Raw genomic sequence first — 16,453 nt, 5'->3', positions numbered from 1 at the left:
ATGAATCTTAACATAGATGCAATAAAAAGTCAGACCTTCGATGCTATTGTCGTAGGCTCTGGTATATCAGGTGGCTGGGCTGCCAAAGAATTAACTGAAAAAGGATTAAAAGTAGCTGTGCTAGAGCGTGGCCGTGAAATTAAGCACGTAGAAGGCTATGAGACCGCATTGAAAGATCCTTGGGATTTCCCTCACCGTGGTCGTCCAACCAATATGGCGGCGGAAGAATATTGGGCAGGTATGCGTACCGGTTATACACCGAATGAAGAGCATCGTTACTTATTTGAAAACGATAAGCAAAATCCCTACATCGAGAAAAAGGGTGGTTTCGACTGGATTCGTGCTTATCATACTGGTGGTAAATCATTACTTTGGGGACGTCAATCTTATCGTTGGAATAAAGAAGATTTTGAAGCAAATGCCAAGGATGGTATTGGGACAGATTGGCCTATTCGCTACGAGGATTTAGCTCCATGGTATTCTTATGTAGAAAAATTTGCTGGTATATCAGGTCAAAGAGAAGGGTTGGACGTATTACCTGATTCCGAATTCTTACCGGCTATGGCTTTAACGGCCCCAGAGGTATATTTCAAAGAGCAATTAAATAAGAAATTAGGTCGTCCGGTTACTATCGGTCGCGTAGCTCACTTAACCCAGCCTGGTGCTCACCACACGGCTTTGGGTAGAGGTGCATGCCAGTATCGTAACAAATGTATGCGTGGATGTCCATATGGTGGTTATTTTAGTTCACTTTCGGCTACTTTACCCGCTGCCATGCGTACTAAGCGCTTGACCATGATTCACAATGCCATCGTTTCTGAAATTATTTATGACGAGGCTACTCAAAAGGCAAAAGGGGTTCGCGTGATTGACCAAAACACGATGGCAGTGACAGAATATTTTGCTAAAATCATTTTTGTTAATGCAGGGGCCATAGGTTCTACCTCCATTTTGATGAACTCTAAGTCGAGCCGCTTCACCAATGGTTTAGGAAATGATAGCGATCAATTAGGCCGCAACATCATGGACCACCATTTAGGTGTAGGGGCATCTGCTCAAATTGAAGGATTTAACGACGATTACATGTTTGGAAGCCGTCCAAATGGTCTATATATCCCTCGTTTCCGTAACTGGGGTAATGATAAGCGTAGCTATATTCGTGGTTTCGGTTACCAAGGTGGAGCTAGCCGTGCAGGCTGGGGACGTGGTACCAACATGGATGGATTTGGAGCTGAGTTTAAAGAGAGTTTAACTCAGCCAGGTTCATGGACTATTGGTTTCGGTGGTTTTGGAGAAATTCTTCCAAATCCTAATAACCGTTTTGTTTTAAGTCAAACACAAAAAGATAAGTGGGGCCTTCCAGTTTTAGAGTTTGAAGCAGAATTTGGTGAAAATGAAATTAGAATGCGTCAGGATATGATGAATGACGCGGCTGAAATGTTAGAAGCAGCTGGTTTTAAAAATATCAATGCCTACAATAATTCTAATACACATATCGGTTTAGGTATTCACGAAATGGGTACTGCTCGTATGGGTCGTGATCCTAAGACCTCGGTATTGAATAAGCATAACCAGATTCACAACGTTAAAAACGTATTTGTTACTGATGGTGCTGCAATGGCTTCGGCTTCTTGCGTGAACCCATCATTGACTTACATGGCATTAACTGCTCGTGCAGCTGATTTTGCCGTGAGTGAATTGAAGAAGCGTAATTTATAATGAATTAATCTTAGTAGAAAGGGGCTCATCGAGCCCCTTTTTTTATTTATTAGTTTTTTGTACTAAGGTATACGTACAACTTTATATATTAAATCTGAGGGCCATTGCTCGTTTTGTATTTGAATGAAATAGCTGCCTTCTGGGTAATCTGCCAAAGAAATCTCTAAGGAATTTTGATGAAAAATCCCCCATTGTTTTAAGTGCATTCCATTCATATTAACTAGGAAAACTTGACCTGAAATATGCTCCCCAAATTCTAAGGTCATTTGATTTTTACTCGGGTTAGGGAAAATGCGAATACCATTTTTAGCTTCATTTTCGGTACCTAAGGTTAATTCTGTTTTGGCTTTTAAATAACTAGTTTGAGATATTCCTGTCTCCGTAAAGTATTGCATTTTGTACACATAACTTATTCCAGCAGTAATTTCTTTATCTTCAAATTGTATCTCGTTTCCTTGATAAATAGTCTTAAAAGGTTCTCCTGGCCCTTGTCTTGATAAGACATATTTACTAGCATCAGCGACTTTAGGCCAGATTAATGGAATACTTAGTTTTTCTTGCTTGACTAAACTCAACGGAATACTATTTAACGAGTCAGGTACACTTATGGTAATCATGGCTGGATCAGATTCTGTGGAATCATTTTGGGCAATCAATTGGTATTCATACGACGTGTTGAGCTTTGCTGGAATCTCACTAAATGAATTCGTTGATGGCGTAAATTGACCCATTACCTGGAAATTAGTTTCACCTGATTTTTTTCTTAGAAGTTGGTAGGATGAGGCCTGAGGTAAATTCTCCCATTGAATGGAAATCAAATCCCATTTTTTCTGCTTTTCTAGTATTTTGGGCGCACTTAGAGCTTTTTGAATCTTAACTTGGTAAAATGAAAAGGCATTTTTCCCTTTAGAATTTTGGATATATGGGCCTAAATAGGGGAAAAAATAGTAATTGCTACTTACGAAAGAAGGTAAATATGAGATCGTATTTTTGGGGGTATTAGAGACTAAATCCAATTCAATTTTATGACCATTGACTGTGGCTTTTTTAATTTGAAAGGCAAAATTATCCACATTGATAAATTCATTGATTTCCAATTTTTTGCCAGAGGGATGAGTGAAGGTACCTGGAAACTGAATGTTTTGCCCTTTTTCAAATTCTAAGGTCAATTTTTCTGGATTCGCGCGTGATTGGTACACCTTTTTTAAATTGGGCGCTCCGTTTTCAACATCAGAATTTCCTAGCTGATAGACTTGCAGAAGTAATAGTTGGGCAATTTCTCTACCATTACTTTGGTATCCTTCTTTGGAATAAATGGAACCTGTAAAACCCTTAGTTCCCAGCGTACTGAAAGGGATTACCATGGGGAATTTTCGGGTAATGGTCCTTTGAAATTCTCGTAAAATAGCGCCATTTTCACTAGGGTGGTCGCCAATGTCATTTTGACAAAGTACGATTTTCTCTAAGCCCGGGAAATCATCTTTTAAATCCTGAATTAGCTGATTTACAGAAGCGATGGTCGACTGAGCTATCTTATCCGAATCGATTTCACCATGTCGGAAAATATAGGCTTTAACCTGATTCTTTAGTCCAGCTTTTTCGATTCGATAGAGCATTTTGCCATAGTTTGTTCTTAGCGATAAAGGGTCCATGGCCGATTTCAATAATCCTTCCGTGGTGGAGTGATGGTCGCTAAGATTCAATAGGGCAATGGGTATTTGAAGGGATTCGGATAAGTTTTTTTGTAAAGAATAAGCTAATGGGCCTACATTATTGGCATAACCCGCGGAATTAGCGACGGACCAAATGGTATCTGACAGAGCGTATTCCTCCCCATTATGTTGGATGGAATTTCTCCCAAATGTCCGGGAAAATTCATCCGTTTCCGATTCATTAAAAGAGGCACTTGCATTAATTCCTCCGTTCACCAGAATGATATCTCCTGCCACCAGATGCCCTCTAGAGGCAATTTTCACAGAATCTATGGATGATTTATGGACAAATATTTCTAAGGTATGATTTACTTTTTCTGCTTTTATGGGCAATTTTAAAGTCCATTCCGCTCTATTATTTTGATAAACCAAATTCAATCTTTGGTATGACTGAATCCCATTAATTGTTTTTAAAATTGCTGAAATAGCCTTATAATGGCCACTTCTTTCATTCCCTGCCAAGGTAATTTCTCCTAAATTCGTTTTTTTATTTCGGGGAAATAATTGGTAGTCTTGAGGAATCGTATAAAAAGTATGCACACTGGCTAATGTATCGAAAAGTTCTATTGGCTCAATTCGAATATTTTCAAAACTAAAAGCCCGCATACCTCCTTTGTTTTTCAAATAAGGTCCAGAAAATTGATTGAAATTGTCTTTGGGAAAATAGCTTGGTAAGTAAGAAATAACTTCTTCTAAGGGAGCTTTTTCCAAACGTATTACAACCTTGTTTCCATAAGCCTTGACTGCTTGTATTTCTTGAAATTTGAGTTGAGGTAAAGAAATACCCGTTAAATAGAAATTCTCTTGGATTGACCTCAGCAAGTTTTGGCCTTGCTTGGTCATGAGCGTGGTGTCTTGCTGTACCACCATTTCTTGTTTATCGTCAAATTCCAAAACAATCAATTTTTTATCTGCTGAGCCAAAATAGGCCCTTTTTAGATTTGGACTTTCATAAGCCGCATTGATTTTTTTACTGTAGAAATCACGATCCAATAATCGATACATCTCCCATGCACTTTGAAAATAACCTTCTGGTGTATAGTGAATTCCATCGTATCCTTGGGTACCCACCGTAGCAAATCCTTGAATGAAGTGGTTCTCTTGAAGAATTTTGCGTTGATCATTTCTCAAATACCCTTGCATGGCATAATTCCCATCCACGACATTGATTTGAGGTAAATAAATTTTCTGAATACTCGGATATTCCTTTTTTAACAAATCAACATGCTTTTTAAAGTTTTCCAGCCAGCCCAAAGCATTTCCATTGGAATCATTTTCCCCCTGCCGATAGATAAAAGCCTTTGCTGCATTCAATAAGCCTGCTTTCATGACTTTATAATACAATCTACCGCTCGACTGCGACAGATCTGCTTTTTCTACTCCTCTTGCCAGATTATATTCCATGGATGAACCTCCAGAGCCTCCATTGATGATGCAGACTGGGATTTTTTGTTCCTCTATGATATGTTTTTGGATTTGAGAAGCCCATAAACCTACATCTGCGGGACTATTGGAGATAGACCACAAAGTGTCTGAGGGGTTATATGGCACTGTATTGGTATAGTTGGCATATTTTCCAAAACTCCGGGCAAATTCACCCTTGTAGACTTTTTTGTTCTCTTTCCCATTATACGAGTTGGACTGTCCACTGACTAAAAAGACATCACCCGCCACAATGTTTTTTCTGTTGACGATTAGAATAGAGTCCTGTTGTTGTATGGCGTAAATTTGAATTTCGTATTCAGCTAACTCTGCTTTGATGCTGATTTGCGTATTGAAAAAACCTAGACCTTGTTGGAAGTTTAATTTGATTTTTGAATAGGAATACCGATCCTTATTTCTATTTACTACAATGGATATATTCGTCCATTGATTCGAATCGGAAGTACCAGCAATGGAGATCAGGCCATTGTTTTGATGATTTCTGGGATATAATTGATAGTCTTGAGGTAATTTATCAAATAAAAAACCTCCTATTCTTTGACTCCTCGATTGTTTCAATTCAAAGAAAAAGAGTGCAAGGGTAAGGAAAAATAGGTAAAGACGGCGCGTTAACACAAGGATACAATAAATGTAAAATTACGCATTTTATTCTTAATTTTGATACCTTATGGCGAGCTCTACAACGTATCGATTAAGTATTTTTGACTCCATTGATGACGGTCATCATGCGGATTATCTAGCATACTTGATTCATCAATTTAGCCAAAAGCCAGATGTAGAGCTTTTACTTATTGTTCCAGAAAACTTTATTCAAAGTTTCAAAAATCATCGTGAAAATTGGGGTTTTGATTTAGGGAATAATATCCATTTTCATCCCTTAGATGCCTCTACAATTGAGCGCTTGCATGGACAATCCATCTATAAAAGGTCCATAGCTGAATGGAATTTATATGTGGACATAAGTGAAGCTTGGCAAGCATCTCATGGTTTGTTAATGTATTTTGATTATTTCCAGTTGGGGATTTTGTTTGGCAAAAAAGCTCATTTCCAGTTGGGAGGAATTTATTTTAGACCCAATTTTTACTATCGTAAAGCTTCTTGGAAAAGTGCCTTGATTAAAAAATGGATGTTGCGATTCTCCACTTGGAGATCTTCCATGAAAGTCTTATTTAGTTTAGATCATAAGGCTGTCAAACATATTCGTCCATGGGTTGGAAAAACTCAAGTCTTAAGAATTTCAGATCCAGTAAGAGCTTATGAGCTGAGTTCGGCTGACGTAGAGGATTTTAAAGAGAAGTGGAAATTACCTGCCAACAAAAAGCTATGCTTAATTTTCGGTTACCTAGATCCTAGAAAAGGAATAGAAGCATATTTGCAGTCGACCCAACATTTAAATCAAGAAGAGTTAAATCAAATTTGTCTCTTGGTGGCAGGGGCAATAAGCCCAGCCTATCAAAAACATTTGGAAGAACTATTCCCCCAATATCCCGAGCTAGAGGTCATTTCCATCTTTCAAGAATTGAAAGGCAAAGAAATTCAGTTGTGTTTTGAAGCAGCCGATTTAGTGTTGATGTTATATCAAAATCACGTGGGAATGAGTTCAGTCTTGGTGCGTGCAAGTATTTCCCAAAAAGTAGTTTTGGGTACTAACTTTGGCCTTCTAGGAAAATTAATTCAAAGCATGCATTTGGGAATTGTAGTAGATGCCCAATCCCCCGTTCAAATAGCTGAGCAGTTGGAGCAATTTTTGAATCTAGGCATAGGTTTTTCCAAAGAGCAAATGGAAAAAATGGCGCATGAAAACTCTGAACAGGCCTTTGCCGAAACCTTATACCAAGGCCTATTTTTATAAGGCCAAGTACTTAATTTCGCCTTGAAGGTTTTTGAGTAGTGATTTGGTTCTTTCGGGTCGAGCATCCGTAATGAATACTTGTCCAAAATGATCCTCCGCCATCATTTGTACCAATCGTTGAATCCTTCGGTCATCCAGCTTATCAAAAATATCATCCAATAATAGGAGCGGTTTTCTAGGGTGGGCTTGTGCCAAAGTATCAAATTGAGCAAGTTTTAAGGCCACCACAAAGCTTTTTTGCTGTCCTTGAGAGCCGAATTTTTTCAAGGGAAATCCATTGATTTCAAAGCTAAAATCATCTCGATGTATACCCAAGGTACTTCTTTGTGCAGCTAGATCTTGGGCTTCCGCTTTTCTTAATGAATTATCTAGCTCTCCTAAAGGGAAGGTGTTTTCTATTTGAATGTTGACCTGTTCTCGGTCATCGGATAATTTGGCATAGTGCGATTGAAAATTGGGGAGGTATTTAGTTAGAAATTCGGCGCGAGCAAGCGCGATACTTTCTCCAAGTTGCACCATCGGATCATGGTAACTGTCGAGCTGTATTCGATCTATGCTTCCTCGCTCAGCAAAGTGTTTTAATAAGGTATTTCTTTGTTGGACGATTCGATTGTATCGAAGTAAATTATCTAAAAAACCACGGTCCATTTGAGCCATCATTCCATCGAAAAATCGTCGACGTTCTTCACTCCCCTCACGGATTAAGTCGGTGTCATACGGATCCATCAGCACAACCGGGAAATTACCTATGTGGTCAGCCAAACGAGGGTAGGCTTTTTGGTCTCGAAGAAAAGTCTTCTTCTGCCCTCGTTGGTAGGCACAGGTTATCTGTGTTTCACTGGCTGGGATCTTTGTATCATCTTGTTTTTTGTAAACAAAATTTCCCTGAATCATGAAATAATCTTCTCCATGTTGTATACAAAGAGGATCTCCTAAGCCCCGCGCACTTTTAGTCATGGATAGAAAATGTATGGCATCCAACAGATTGGTTTTACCGATTCCATTTTCACCTACGATACAATTGATGTTGGAGATAAAATCAAATTGAGCTTCCGCATAGGACTTAAATTGTTTGACCTGTAATGATTTAAGGTACATGCGGGCTTAGAAATAAGGCTTGAATCGTAAAAATAAGGAATAATCATGGATTTTACGGATTGATTTTGGCTAAATCCATTCATTTTTTGGCAGCTTAATGCTTTTGTTTTAATTTCGTAGCTGATTCGGTCAATGGGTATTTCCCCATTCGACTAACCAAATGAATTTTTGAATAAAATCATGGCAAAGAAAGAAACAAAAGCTCCTAAGTATTCGAAAGAGACCTACCGCTATTGGTATGAGTCGATGCAGTTGCAACGTAAGTTTGAAGAGAAGTGCGGTCAATTGTATGGAATGCAAAAAATTAAAGGATTTTGCCACTTATACATTGGACAGGAAGCATGTTCTTCTGGTTCAAAATCAGCTTTAAAAGAAGGAGATAAATACATCACTGCTTACCGTGATCATGGTATCCCATTAGCTTTAGGGACATCACCTAACGCTATTATGGCGGAGTTATATGGAAAAATCACGGGAGCATCCAAAGGTAAAGGTGGATCGATGCACATCTTTGACAAGAGTGTAGGATTTGTAGGAGGACATGGTATCGTAGGTGCACAGATTCCTTTGGGAGCAGGTTTAGGATTTGCTGAGAAATATAATAAAACAGGAAACTTAGCTATCTGTTATTTTGGTGATGGTGCGGTTCGTCAAGGTGCTTTGCATGAGACATTCAACATTGCGATGACTTGGAAAATTCCTGTAATTTTTGTGGTAGAGAACAATGGTTATGCCATGGGAACTTCGGTTGCTAGAACTTCCAATGTAACTGATTTATACACCATTGGTGAGGCTTATGATATGCCATCTGAGCCAGTAGATGCGATGGACGTGGAAGCAGTACATGAGGCAGTTTCTCGCGCTGCGGCAAGAGCACGTGCAGGAGAAGGGCCTACTTTCTTAGAATTTAGAACCTATCGTTATCGTGGACACTCGATGTCAGATCCTCAAAAATACCGTTCTAAGGAAGAGGTAGAAGCCTACAAAGAGCGTGATCCAATCGAGCAAGTTAAAATGACCATTTTGGAAAATAATATTATGACCCAAGCGGAATTGGACGAGATAGACGCTAAGATCAAAATTCAAGTACAAGAATCAGTGGAATTTGCAGAAAACTCTCCATTCCCATCGAAAGATGAAGCTTACAAAGATGTTTATGTTCAGGAGGATTATCCTTTTATTGAAGAATAAGAGTTCAAGATAAATCGAAGGAATGCCCGAAGAAATTCGGGCATTTTTTATTTTGTCCCTGAGGAAAATGAATTATTTACTTTTCGGAAATAAGTTTTTCTACTGCCAATAATTCATCCCTAAATTTAGCAGCCAATGGGAAGTCCATCTCTTTGGCGGCCTTTTCCATCTCTTTTCGAATGCTGTCGCGTTGTTTGACCAAGTCGCCTTTCGACATATAGGCCAACAATGGATCGGCGGCGGCTAGTTTTTCTTCTGGTTGAATCAAATAGTTTTTAGTAGGCTTAGCCATACGATCTGCAATGGAGGTTTGTTCCAAAATCTCATCATGGCTACGCCAAATGGTTTTAGGAGTAATGCCATGTGCTTCATTGTATTCCATTTGAATCGCTCTTCTTCGATTTGTTTCAGATATGGCTTTTTCCATGGATCCTGTGATACGGTCGGCATACATCAATACCTTCCCATTTTCATTTCTGGCCGCTCTTCCTATGGTTTGAATCAGTGATCGTATATCACGCAAGAATCCTTCTTTATCGGCATCCATGATGGCCACGAGCGACACTTCTGGCAAATCTAGACCCTCTCGCAAGAGATTAACCCCTACCAACACATCAAAAACCCCGAGTCGGAGTTCACGTAATATCTCTACACGCTCTAAGGATTTAATTTCCGAGTGAATATACCGTCCTTTTACTCCCACGCGGTCTAAGTATTTGGAAAGTTCTTCCGCCATTCTTTTGGTTAAGGTGGTAATAAGAACTCTTTCTTTCTTCTTGACGCGATCATATATTTCATCCAGTAAATCATCAATTTGATTTTTAGTTGGACGAACCTCAATTTTAGGATCTAGAAGGCCTGTTGGACGAATGATTTGTTCCACAACTACACCTTCAGATCGTCGTAATTCATAGTCGGAGGGAGTAGCAGAAACAAAAATGGTTTGCCCAATGATATCCTCGAATTCTTGGAAAGTAAGTGGTCGGTTATCCATGGCAGATGGAAGCCTGAAGCCATATTCCACCAGAGATTCCTTGCGCGAGCGGTCGCCACCCCACATGGCCCTAATTTGAGGCATGGTAGCATGACTTTCGTCTACTACCATGAGGAAGTCTTCTGGGAAGAAGTCAAGTAAACAGAATGGCCTTTGGCCTGCCTTCCTTTGATCAAAGTACCTAGAATAATTCTCAATTCCCGAACAATAACCCAATTCCCGCATCATTTCTAGGTCAAATTCCGTTCTTTGCTTGATACGCTCTGCCTCTAATAATCGGCCTTCTGATTCAAAGTGTTTAATTTGGGCAACTAAATCAGCTTGAATGAAGGAAATGGCTTGGTTTAAAGTTTCTCTCCCTGTGACAAATAAGTTGGCAGGGAATATTGCCACCATTTTTTCGGTAGAAATTTTCTTCCCCGTCCATGGGTCTATCCGATGGATTTCTTCGATTTCATCCCCAAAAAAGATGAATCGGTAACCGAAGTCCGCATAGGCCAAAAAGATGTCAACCGTATCTCCTTTTACGCGAAAAGTACCTCGTAAAAATTCACCTTCGGTACGCGCATATAATATTTCCACCAAGCGGAATAAGAATTGATTTCTTGAAATGGTTTCTCCCACGCCAATTCTTAATATGGAATTTCGGTATTCATCAGGATTTCCCATTCCATAAATGCAGGAAACCGAAGCAATCACAATGATATCCCTCCTGCCCGACATGAGCGAAGAGGTGGTGGCTAATCTCAGTTTTTCTATTTCCTGATTAATAGAAAGATCTTTTTCTATGTAAGTCCCAGTGGTAGGTATAAAAGCTTCAGGCTGGTAATAGTCATAATAGGAAATGAAATATTCAACCGCATTTTCAGGGAAGAAAGATTTAAATTCTCCGTACAACTGGGCGGCTAAAGTTTTATTATGGCTCAAAATAAGCGTTGGCCTATTGATTTGTTGAATGACATTGGCAATGGTAAAGGTTTTACCAGAGCCGGTTACTCCCAAAAGCGTTTGAGCGGCTTCATTTTTTTGAACCCCTTCTACCAGCTGTTGTATAGCAGTAGGTTGGTCACCCGTAGGTTGATAAGAAGATACTAATTGGAAGTCCATGTGTAGGCGGGTAAAATCGCGAATCAAATTAGGAATTTTGAGCTGATTCTCCTTAATTTAATATTAAAATAGTCAAAAATGAAAAAGCAAATATCCTTATTGGGGGGACTTATTTTACTAATTTTTTTAGCCTGTAAACAAGGTTCAGATGTTCCAGAGCCTTTGAATATTCAAAATATTCAAAGCGTAGCGGCCAAAGAGTATAGTTTTACTCAAAACCCGGTTTGGTCAGATGAATTTGAGCAATCAGGATTGCCTGACGAAAAAATCTGGTCTTATGATGTGGGAGGTTCAGGTTGGGGAAATAATGAACTTCAGTTTTATACCAAAGCGGATTTGGACAATGCTTATGTGAAAAATGGGTATTTAACTATTGAAGCTAGAAAAGAGAGCTTCGAAAATAGAAATTTTACATCTGCTAGGTTGGTGACAAAGGGTAAAAAAGATTTTTTATATGGTCGCATTGAAGTAAGAGCCAAATTGCCCTCGGGTCGAGGAACTTGGCCCGCTATTTGGACTTTAGCCAGTCAATCGGAATATGGCAGTACTTATTGGCCAGATAACGGCGAAATAGATATCATGGAGCATGTGGGATATGATCCCGGAGTGGTTCATGCTACCGTGCATACCAAAGCTTTTAATCATGTGATCAACACGCAAAAAGCGGCTACGCAACTGGTGTCAGATTTTGATCAATCATTTCACGAATATCGAATCGATTGGACTCCAGACTACATCAAGGCCTTTATTGATGGTAAGTTATATTTTACCTTTCAAAACACCAGCAAAGGGTGGGAAGAGTGGCCATTTGATAAAAAGCAACATTTACTTTTAAATATAGCTGTTGGGGGAAATTGGGGAGGACAAAAAGGGGTAGATGATGCTATTTTCCCAGCAAAGATGCTGGTTGATTATGTGCGGGTGTATGGGTTAAATAATTAAATTTTTTCTCAACGCTGGCAAGGTTCTAAACCTTGACAGCGTTAAGGCTACAACGTTTTTTTCTTCAAAATAATTGCATCATTTTAATCAAGTAATTGATATTAATCATGTAGCATTTTTTCGACTTAACAAAGCATTCAATGCAAGAGGTGTTTATTGCTGTTATTGCCTTTGACGGAAACGGTAAAGATTTTATGGGAGTAGATGATTTAGGTTTACCAGCTTAAATTGATTGATTATTTTGGAATATTTGCTTACAAACAACAATACTATGAGATATCCTGAGGCTGCAGAAGCATTTGACAGACTTTTATGTATCATGGATGATTTAAGGGAAAAATGCCCATGGGATAAGAAGCAAACCATGGATTCTTTACGTCATCTGACCATTGAAGAAACCTATGAATTATCAGATGCTATCTTAGATGGCGATCAAATGGAGGTTAAAAAGGAGATTGGAGATCTTTTTTTGCATTTGGTTTTTTACAGTAAAATCGGATCAGAAAACCATGCTTTTAATGTTAAAGATGTACTTGATAGCATAGCCGAAAAGTTGATTTCACGACATCCGCATATTTATGGAGATGCTAAAGCAGATACAGAGGAAGAAGTTAAGGCCAATTGGGAGGCATTAAAACTCAAAGAGGGGAACGAATCTGTTTTATCAGGAGTGCCTGGGTCATTGCCTGCATTGGTGAAGGCAATGAGAATTCAAGAAAAGGCACGCGGAGCAGGTTTTGATTGGGAAGAAAAAGAGCAGGTTTGGGCCAAGGTAGAAGAAGAATTAGGAGAATTTAAGGAGACATTTGTAGGCAAGAAGCTATCTGATGAAGAAAAAGAGATGGCAGAAGGGGAATTGGGTGATTTGATTTTCAGTTTAGTTAATTTTGCTCGCTTTATTGATATTAATCCAGAAACGGCTGTTGAGCGAACCAATCGTAAATTCATTTATCGATTTAAGTACTTGGAAAAGAAAGCAAAAGAAGCGGGGAAAATTCTCTCTGAAATGACTTTAGCGGAGATGGATGTATATTGGGAGGAGGCTAAAAAAAGCAACGCTGGCAAGGTTTAAAACCTTGACAGCGTTAAGTTACAGGGTAAATTTGACATTAAGGTTATTTTTTAATGAGCAAACTGATAAACTGTTTTACTCGAATATGTTTCACCCGGACGTAATACGGTGCTAGGGAAACTTGGGTGGTTAGGGGAATCTGGGAAATGTTCCGTTTCTAGGCAAAATCCCATTCTTTTGGTATAACTAACCCCGTATTTGCCAGAGTAGGTGCCATTTAAAAAGTTACCGGTATAAAACTGGGTAGCTGGTTCAGAAGTTGATAATTCTACACTTCTTCCTGATACTGGATCAACAACCTTACCAACTTTGGCAAAAACTCCTGGAGCTTTATCAAAAACGACACAGTGGTCATATCCGCCACCCCGTTTGATTTGAATATCATCTGCGTCAACTCGCTCTGAAATCAAGTGTGGTTGAATAAAATCAAATGCTCCACCTTTTACATCAATGAGCTCACCTGTAGGGATCAAGGTTTCATCGACAGCTACTAATTTATTGGCATTTAGTTGAACTTGATGTCCAGTAATATCCCTTTTGGCATTTCCTGACAAGTTAAAATAGGTATGATTGCTTAAGTTAAGTACGGTTGCCTTGTCAGTCGTGGCTTTATATTCAATGCCCAATTCATTAGAAGGGCTCAGCGTGTAGGTTACTTGAACTTGTAGATTACCAGGATAACCTTCTTCACCATCTTTTGATAGGTAGGATAATACTAATTTGGATCCATTGTCGTCACCTTCTGCGGCTAAGACTTTCCAGACAACTTTATCAAAGCCTACTTTGCCACCATGCAGGTGGTTTCCCATATTTTGGGTATACAATTCATAGGTTTTGCCGTCTAAACTAAATTTACCTTTGGCAATGCGGTTGCCATATCTTCCGATGATGGCCCCAAAATATGGGGATCCTTTTTCGTATTCTTGAAGAGTTTCATAGCCCAATACAACATCTTCAATTTTGTTGTTTTTATCTGGGCATAAAATTTTGGTAATAATACCACCGTAGTTCATAATCTGAACTTCCATGCCAGATTTGTTTTTCAGGGTATATAAAGTAACAGGTTCTCCGGCTTGGGTTTTGCCAAATGGTTTGGATGTAAGGGACATAGGGCCTTGAATAGGTTTTGCTAATAAAGAAATTGATAAAATTTGAGTACAAAGGAAGGCAATTGGTAGCCAAATGGCGATTTTTTTCATGTTGTCATGGTCTTGAGGCTTCTAATTTAAGGAATTCAGTTGAATTTGAAATTATTTTATTTATCTTTGCACCCCATTTAAAAATTAATTATTAATCTAAATTTCAGCATGTTAGCCCAGCATGTTGATGTAGCAAGGGCAAAAATTATGTCTAATAAACAAAAAGATTTCGACTGGGATCAGATCGATGGTAAAGGTTTCGGCGGTAATTACACTGCTGAGCAAAAGAAACAAATGGAAGCAGCCATTGAGGCTACTTTGAATTCGGTTACAGAGAAGGAAGTGGTGAAAGGTATTGTAGTGAGCAAAACTGACCGTGAAGTTATTGTAAACATTGGATTCAAATCTGACGGTTTGGTATCTGCTTCAGAGTTTCGTGATATGCCTGATTTAAAGGCAGGTGACGAGGTAGAAGTGTATATTGAAAACCAAGAAGATTCAAACGGCCAATTGATTCTTTCTCGTAAGCTTGCGAAAGTAATGGGAGCATGGATCAATATTGAGCGTGCTTTAGAAGAAGATACCATTATCAATGGTTTCGTTAAGCGTCGTACTAAAGGTGGTTTGATCGTAGATATTTTTGGAATCGAGGCATTCTTGCCAGGTTCTCAAATTGATGTTAAGCCAATCCGTGATTTCGACATTTTTGTTGGAAAGAACATGGAGGTTAAAGTAGTTAAGATTAACCATACAAATGATAACGTAGTTGTTTCTCATAAGGTATTGATTGAGAAAGATCTAGAGGAGCAACGTCAGTTGATCTTGAACAACTTAGACAAAGGTCAAGTATTAGAAGGTGTGATCAAAAACATGACTAATTTCGGTGTGTTCATCGACTTAGGTGGTGTAGATGGTTTATTGCACATTACAGATATCTCATGGGGTCGTATCAACCACCCACAAGAGGTGTTGAAATTAGATCAGAAGATCCAAGTTGTAGTATTAGATTTCGACGAAAACAAGAAGCGTATTTCTTTAGGTATGAAGCAATTACAAGCTCATCCTTGGGAAGCTTTAGCGGCTGACGTAGAAGTAGGATCTAAGGTAAAAGGTAAGATTGTTAACGTAGCAGATTACGGTGCATTCTTAGAGGTTTTACCAGGTGTTGAAGGGTTAATCCACGTGTCAGAAATGTCATGGTCTCAGCACTTACGTAATCCACAAGATTTCTTGAAGGTAGGTGATGAAATGGAAGCCGTTGTGTTAACATTAGATCGTGCTGAGCGCAAGATGTCTTTAGGTATTAAGCAATTGACAGAAGATCCTTGGACTAAAACTGACTTGTTGTCTAAATATGCAGTAGGTACAAAGCACAAAGGAACTGTTCGCAACTTAACTAACTTTGGTTTATTCCTTGAGTTAGAAGAAGGTATCGATGGTCTTGTTCACGTATCAGACTTATCTTGGACTAAGAAAATCAAACATCCATCTGAGTTTGTAAAAGTTGGAGATTCATTAGATGTTATCGTAATCGAATTAGATGCTGATAACCGTCGTTTGGCTCTTGGACACAAACAATTAGAAGAGAATCCTTGGGATACATTTGAAAGTGTATTTACAGTAGGTTCTTCTCACAAAGCTACTATCATCTCGAAAAATGATAAAATGGCTGTGTTAGAATTGCCATACGGTATCGAAGGATTAGCTCCATTGAAGCAATTGACTAAATCAGATGATTCAGTAGCGGAAGTGGGTGAGGCTTTGGATTTCATTGTAACTGAATTCCAAAAAGATGATCGTAAGATTATTCTTTCTCACACACGTACTTTCACTGCACCAACTGCAGAGGAAACCGCAGCAGCTGCTAAGCCTGAAAAGAAAAAGGCAGCCGCTAAGTCTTCTGAGAAGACAACGGTAACAGCAGAAAAATCAACGATGGGTGATATCGGAGCTTTATCTGCCTTGAAAGAGCAGATGGAAGGTGCTGAGCGTGCTCAAGCGATCAAAAAATTGGAGAAAAAATCCAAGAAAGCTGAATAAGTAAATTAAGGTTTGCTGGAAGGGGTTTGCGAGAGCAAGCCCCTTTTTTTATGTCTTATCGGTTTTGATGGGCAAATATTAATTACTTGATTCATAATTCGCCATTGGTAAAATATCAAGAAATAGATTTGTCATTTGAAGATT

At 38.9% G+C, this 16,453-nt stretch carries 10 protein-coding genes; 6 read left to right on the top strand and 4 right to left on the bottom strand.

What is annotated here, in order from left to right; genetic code table 11:
- Positions 1–1,719: a GMC oxidoreductase gene (locus SKC36_RS12195; protein WP_459454975.1), complete on the top strand. Its 1,719-nt coding sequence runs from the start codon at positions 1–3 to the stop codon at positions 1,717–1,719.
- Positions 1,720–1,781: 62 nt separating this feature from the next.
- Here SKC36_RS12195 and SKC36_RS12190 read toward each other — a convergent pair whose 3' ends face one another.
- Positions 1,782–5,432 (bottom strand): sialate O-acetylesterase, encoded by a 3,651-nt coding sequence (locus SKC36_RS12190; protein ID WP_459466058.1) that lies wholly within the window; start codon positions 5,430–5,432, stop codon positions 1,782–1,784.
- Between the two features lie 109 nt (positions 5,433–5,541).
- On the opposite strand from SKC36_RS12190, the gene SKC36_RS12185 reads away from it, so the two are divergent.
- Positions 5,542–6,726, top strand: a complete 1,185-nt coding sequence (locus SKC36_RS12185; protein WP_459466057.1) for a glycosyltransferase — start codon at positions 5,542–5,544, stop codon at positions 6,724–6,726.
- Here SKC36_RS12185 and recF read toward each other — a convergent pair.
- Positions 6,721–7,824 carry a DNA replication/repair protein RecF gene (gene recF / locus SKC36_RS12180; RefSeq protein ID WP_459454972.1) on the bottom strand — a complete coding sequence of 368 codons (1,104 nt, stop codon included), beginning with the start codon at positions 7,822–7,824 and terminating at the stop codon, positions 6,721–6,723. The two genes, SKC36_RS12185 and recF, sit on opposite strands and share 6 nt — an antisense overlap.
- 180 nt (positions 7,825–8,004) lie before the next feature.
- Here recF and pdhA point away from each other — a divergent pair, with 180 nt between their 5' ends.
- Positions 8,005–9,015 carry a pyruvate dehydrogenase (acetyl-transferring) E1 component subunit alpha gene (pdhA, locus tag SKC36_RS12175; RefSeq protein WP_459466056.1) on the top strand — a complete coding sequence of 337 codons (1,011 nt, stop codon included), beginning with the start codon at positions 8,005–8,007 and terminating at the stop codon, positions 9,013–9,015.
- Positions 9,016–9,091: 76 nt separating this feature from the next.
- Here pdhA and uvrB read toward each other — a convergent pair whose 3' ends face one another.
- The gene (gene uvrB, locus SKC36_RS12170) at positions 9,092–11,116 is read right to left on the bottom strand and encodes an excinuclease ABC subunit UvrB (RefSeq protein WP_459454970.1); all 2,025 of its coding nucleotides are present in this window, start codon (positions 11,114–11,116) and stop codon (positions 9,092–9,094) included.
- Positions 11,117–11,194: 78 nt separating this feature from the next.
- Between uvrB and SKC36_RS12165 the strand changes: the two genes are divergently transcribed.
- On the top strand, positions 11,195–12,058 hold the full coding sequence (locus tag SKC36_RS12165) for a glycoside hydrolase family 16 protein (protein WP_459454969.1): 864 nt from the start codon (positions 11,195–11,197) through the stop codon (positions 12,056–12,058).
- Positions 12,059–12,329: 271 nt separating this feature from the next.
- Positions 12,330–13,130, top strand: coding sequence for a nucleoside triphosphate pyrophosphohydrolase (gene mazG / locus SKC36_RS12160; protein ID WP_459466055.1), 801 nt, complete (start codon positions 12,330–12,332; stop codon positions 13,128–13,130).
- A gap of 50 nt (positions 13,131–13,180) precedes the next feature.
- Here mazG and SKC36_RS12155 read toward each other — a convergent pair whose 3' ends face one another.
- Entirely contained in the window at positions 13,181–14,329 is a 1,149-nt protein-coding gene (locus tag SKC36_RS12155) for an aldose epimerase family protein (protein ID WP_459466054.1), read from the bottom strand.
- Positions 14,330–14,476: 147 nt separating this feature from the next.
- Here SKC36_RS12155 and rpsA point away from each other — a divergent pair, with 147 nt between their 5' ends.
- Entirely contained in the window at positions 14,477–16,309 is a 1,833-nt protein-coding gene (rpsA, locus tag SKC36_RS12150) for a 30S ribosomal protein S1 (RefSeq protein ID WP_459454966.1), read from the top strand.
- The last annotated feature ends 144 nt before the right edge of the window (positions 16,310–16,453 follow it).

Source organism: Aquirufa sp. OSTEICH-129A (assembly GCF_054558355.1).
This window is presented reverse-complemented; position numbering and strand designations above follow the sequence as displayed.

What these genes read in the sequence shown, in the direction of transcription:
- SKC36_RS12195 (WP_459454975.1), top strand. Translation starts at nt 1, where the DNA reads ATGAATCTTAACATAGATGCAATAAAAAGTCAGACCTTCGATGCTATT.
- pdhA (WP_459466056.1), top strand. Translation starts at nt 8,005, where the DNA reads ATGGCAAAGAAAGAAACAAAAGCTCCTAAGTATTCGAAAGAGACCTAC.
- uvrB (WP_459454970.1), bottom strand. Translation starts at nt 11,116, where the DNA reads ATGGACTTCCAATTAGTATCTTCTTATCAACCTACGGGTGACCAACCT.
- rpsA (WP_459454966.1), top strand. Translation starts at nt 14,477, where the DNA reads ATGTCTAATAAACAAAAAGATTTCGACTGGGATCAGATCGATGGTAAA.
- SKC36_RS12165 (WP_459454969.1), top strand. Translation starts at nt 11,195, where the DNA reads ATGAAAAAGCAAATATCCTTATTGGGGGGACTTATTTTACTAATTTTT.
- recF (WP_459454972.1), bottom strand. Translation starts at nt 7,824, where the DNA reads ATGTACCTTAAATCATTACAGGTCAAACAATTTAAGTCCTATGCGGAA.
- SKC36_RS12185 (WP_459466057.1), top strand. Translation starts at nt 5,542, where the DNA reads ATGGCGAGCTCTACAACGTATCGATTAAGTATTTTTGACTCCATTGAT.
- mazG (WP_459466055.1), top strand. Translation starts at nt 12,330, where the DNA reads ATGAGATATCCTGAGGCTGCAGAAGCATTTGACAGACTTTTATGTATC.
- SKC36_RS12155 (WP_459466054.1), bottom strand. Translation starts at nt 14,329, where the DNA reads ATGAAAAAAATCGCCATTTGGCTACCAATTGCCTTCCTTTGTACTCAA.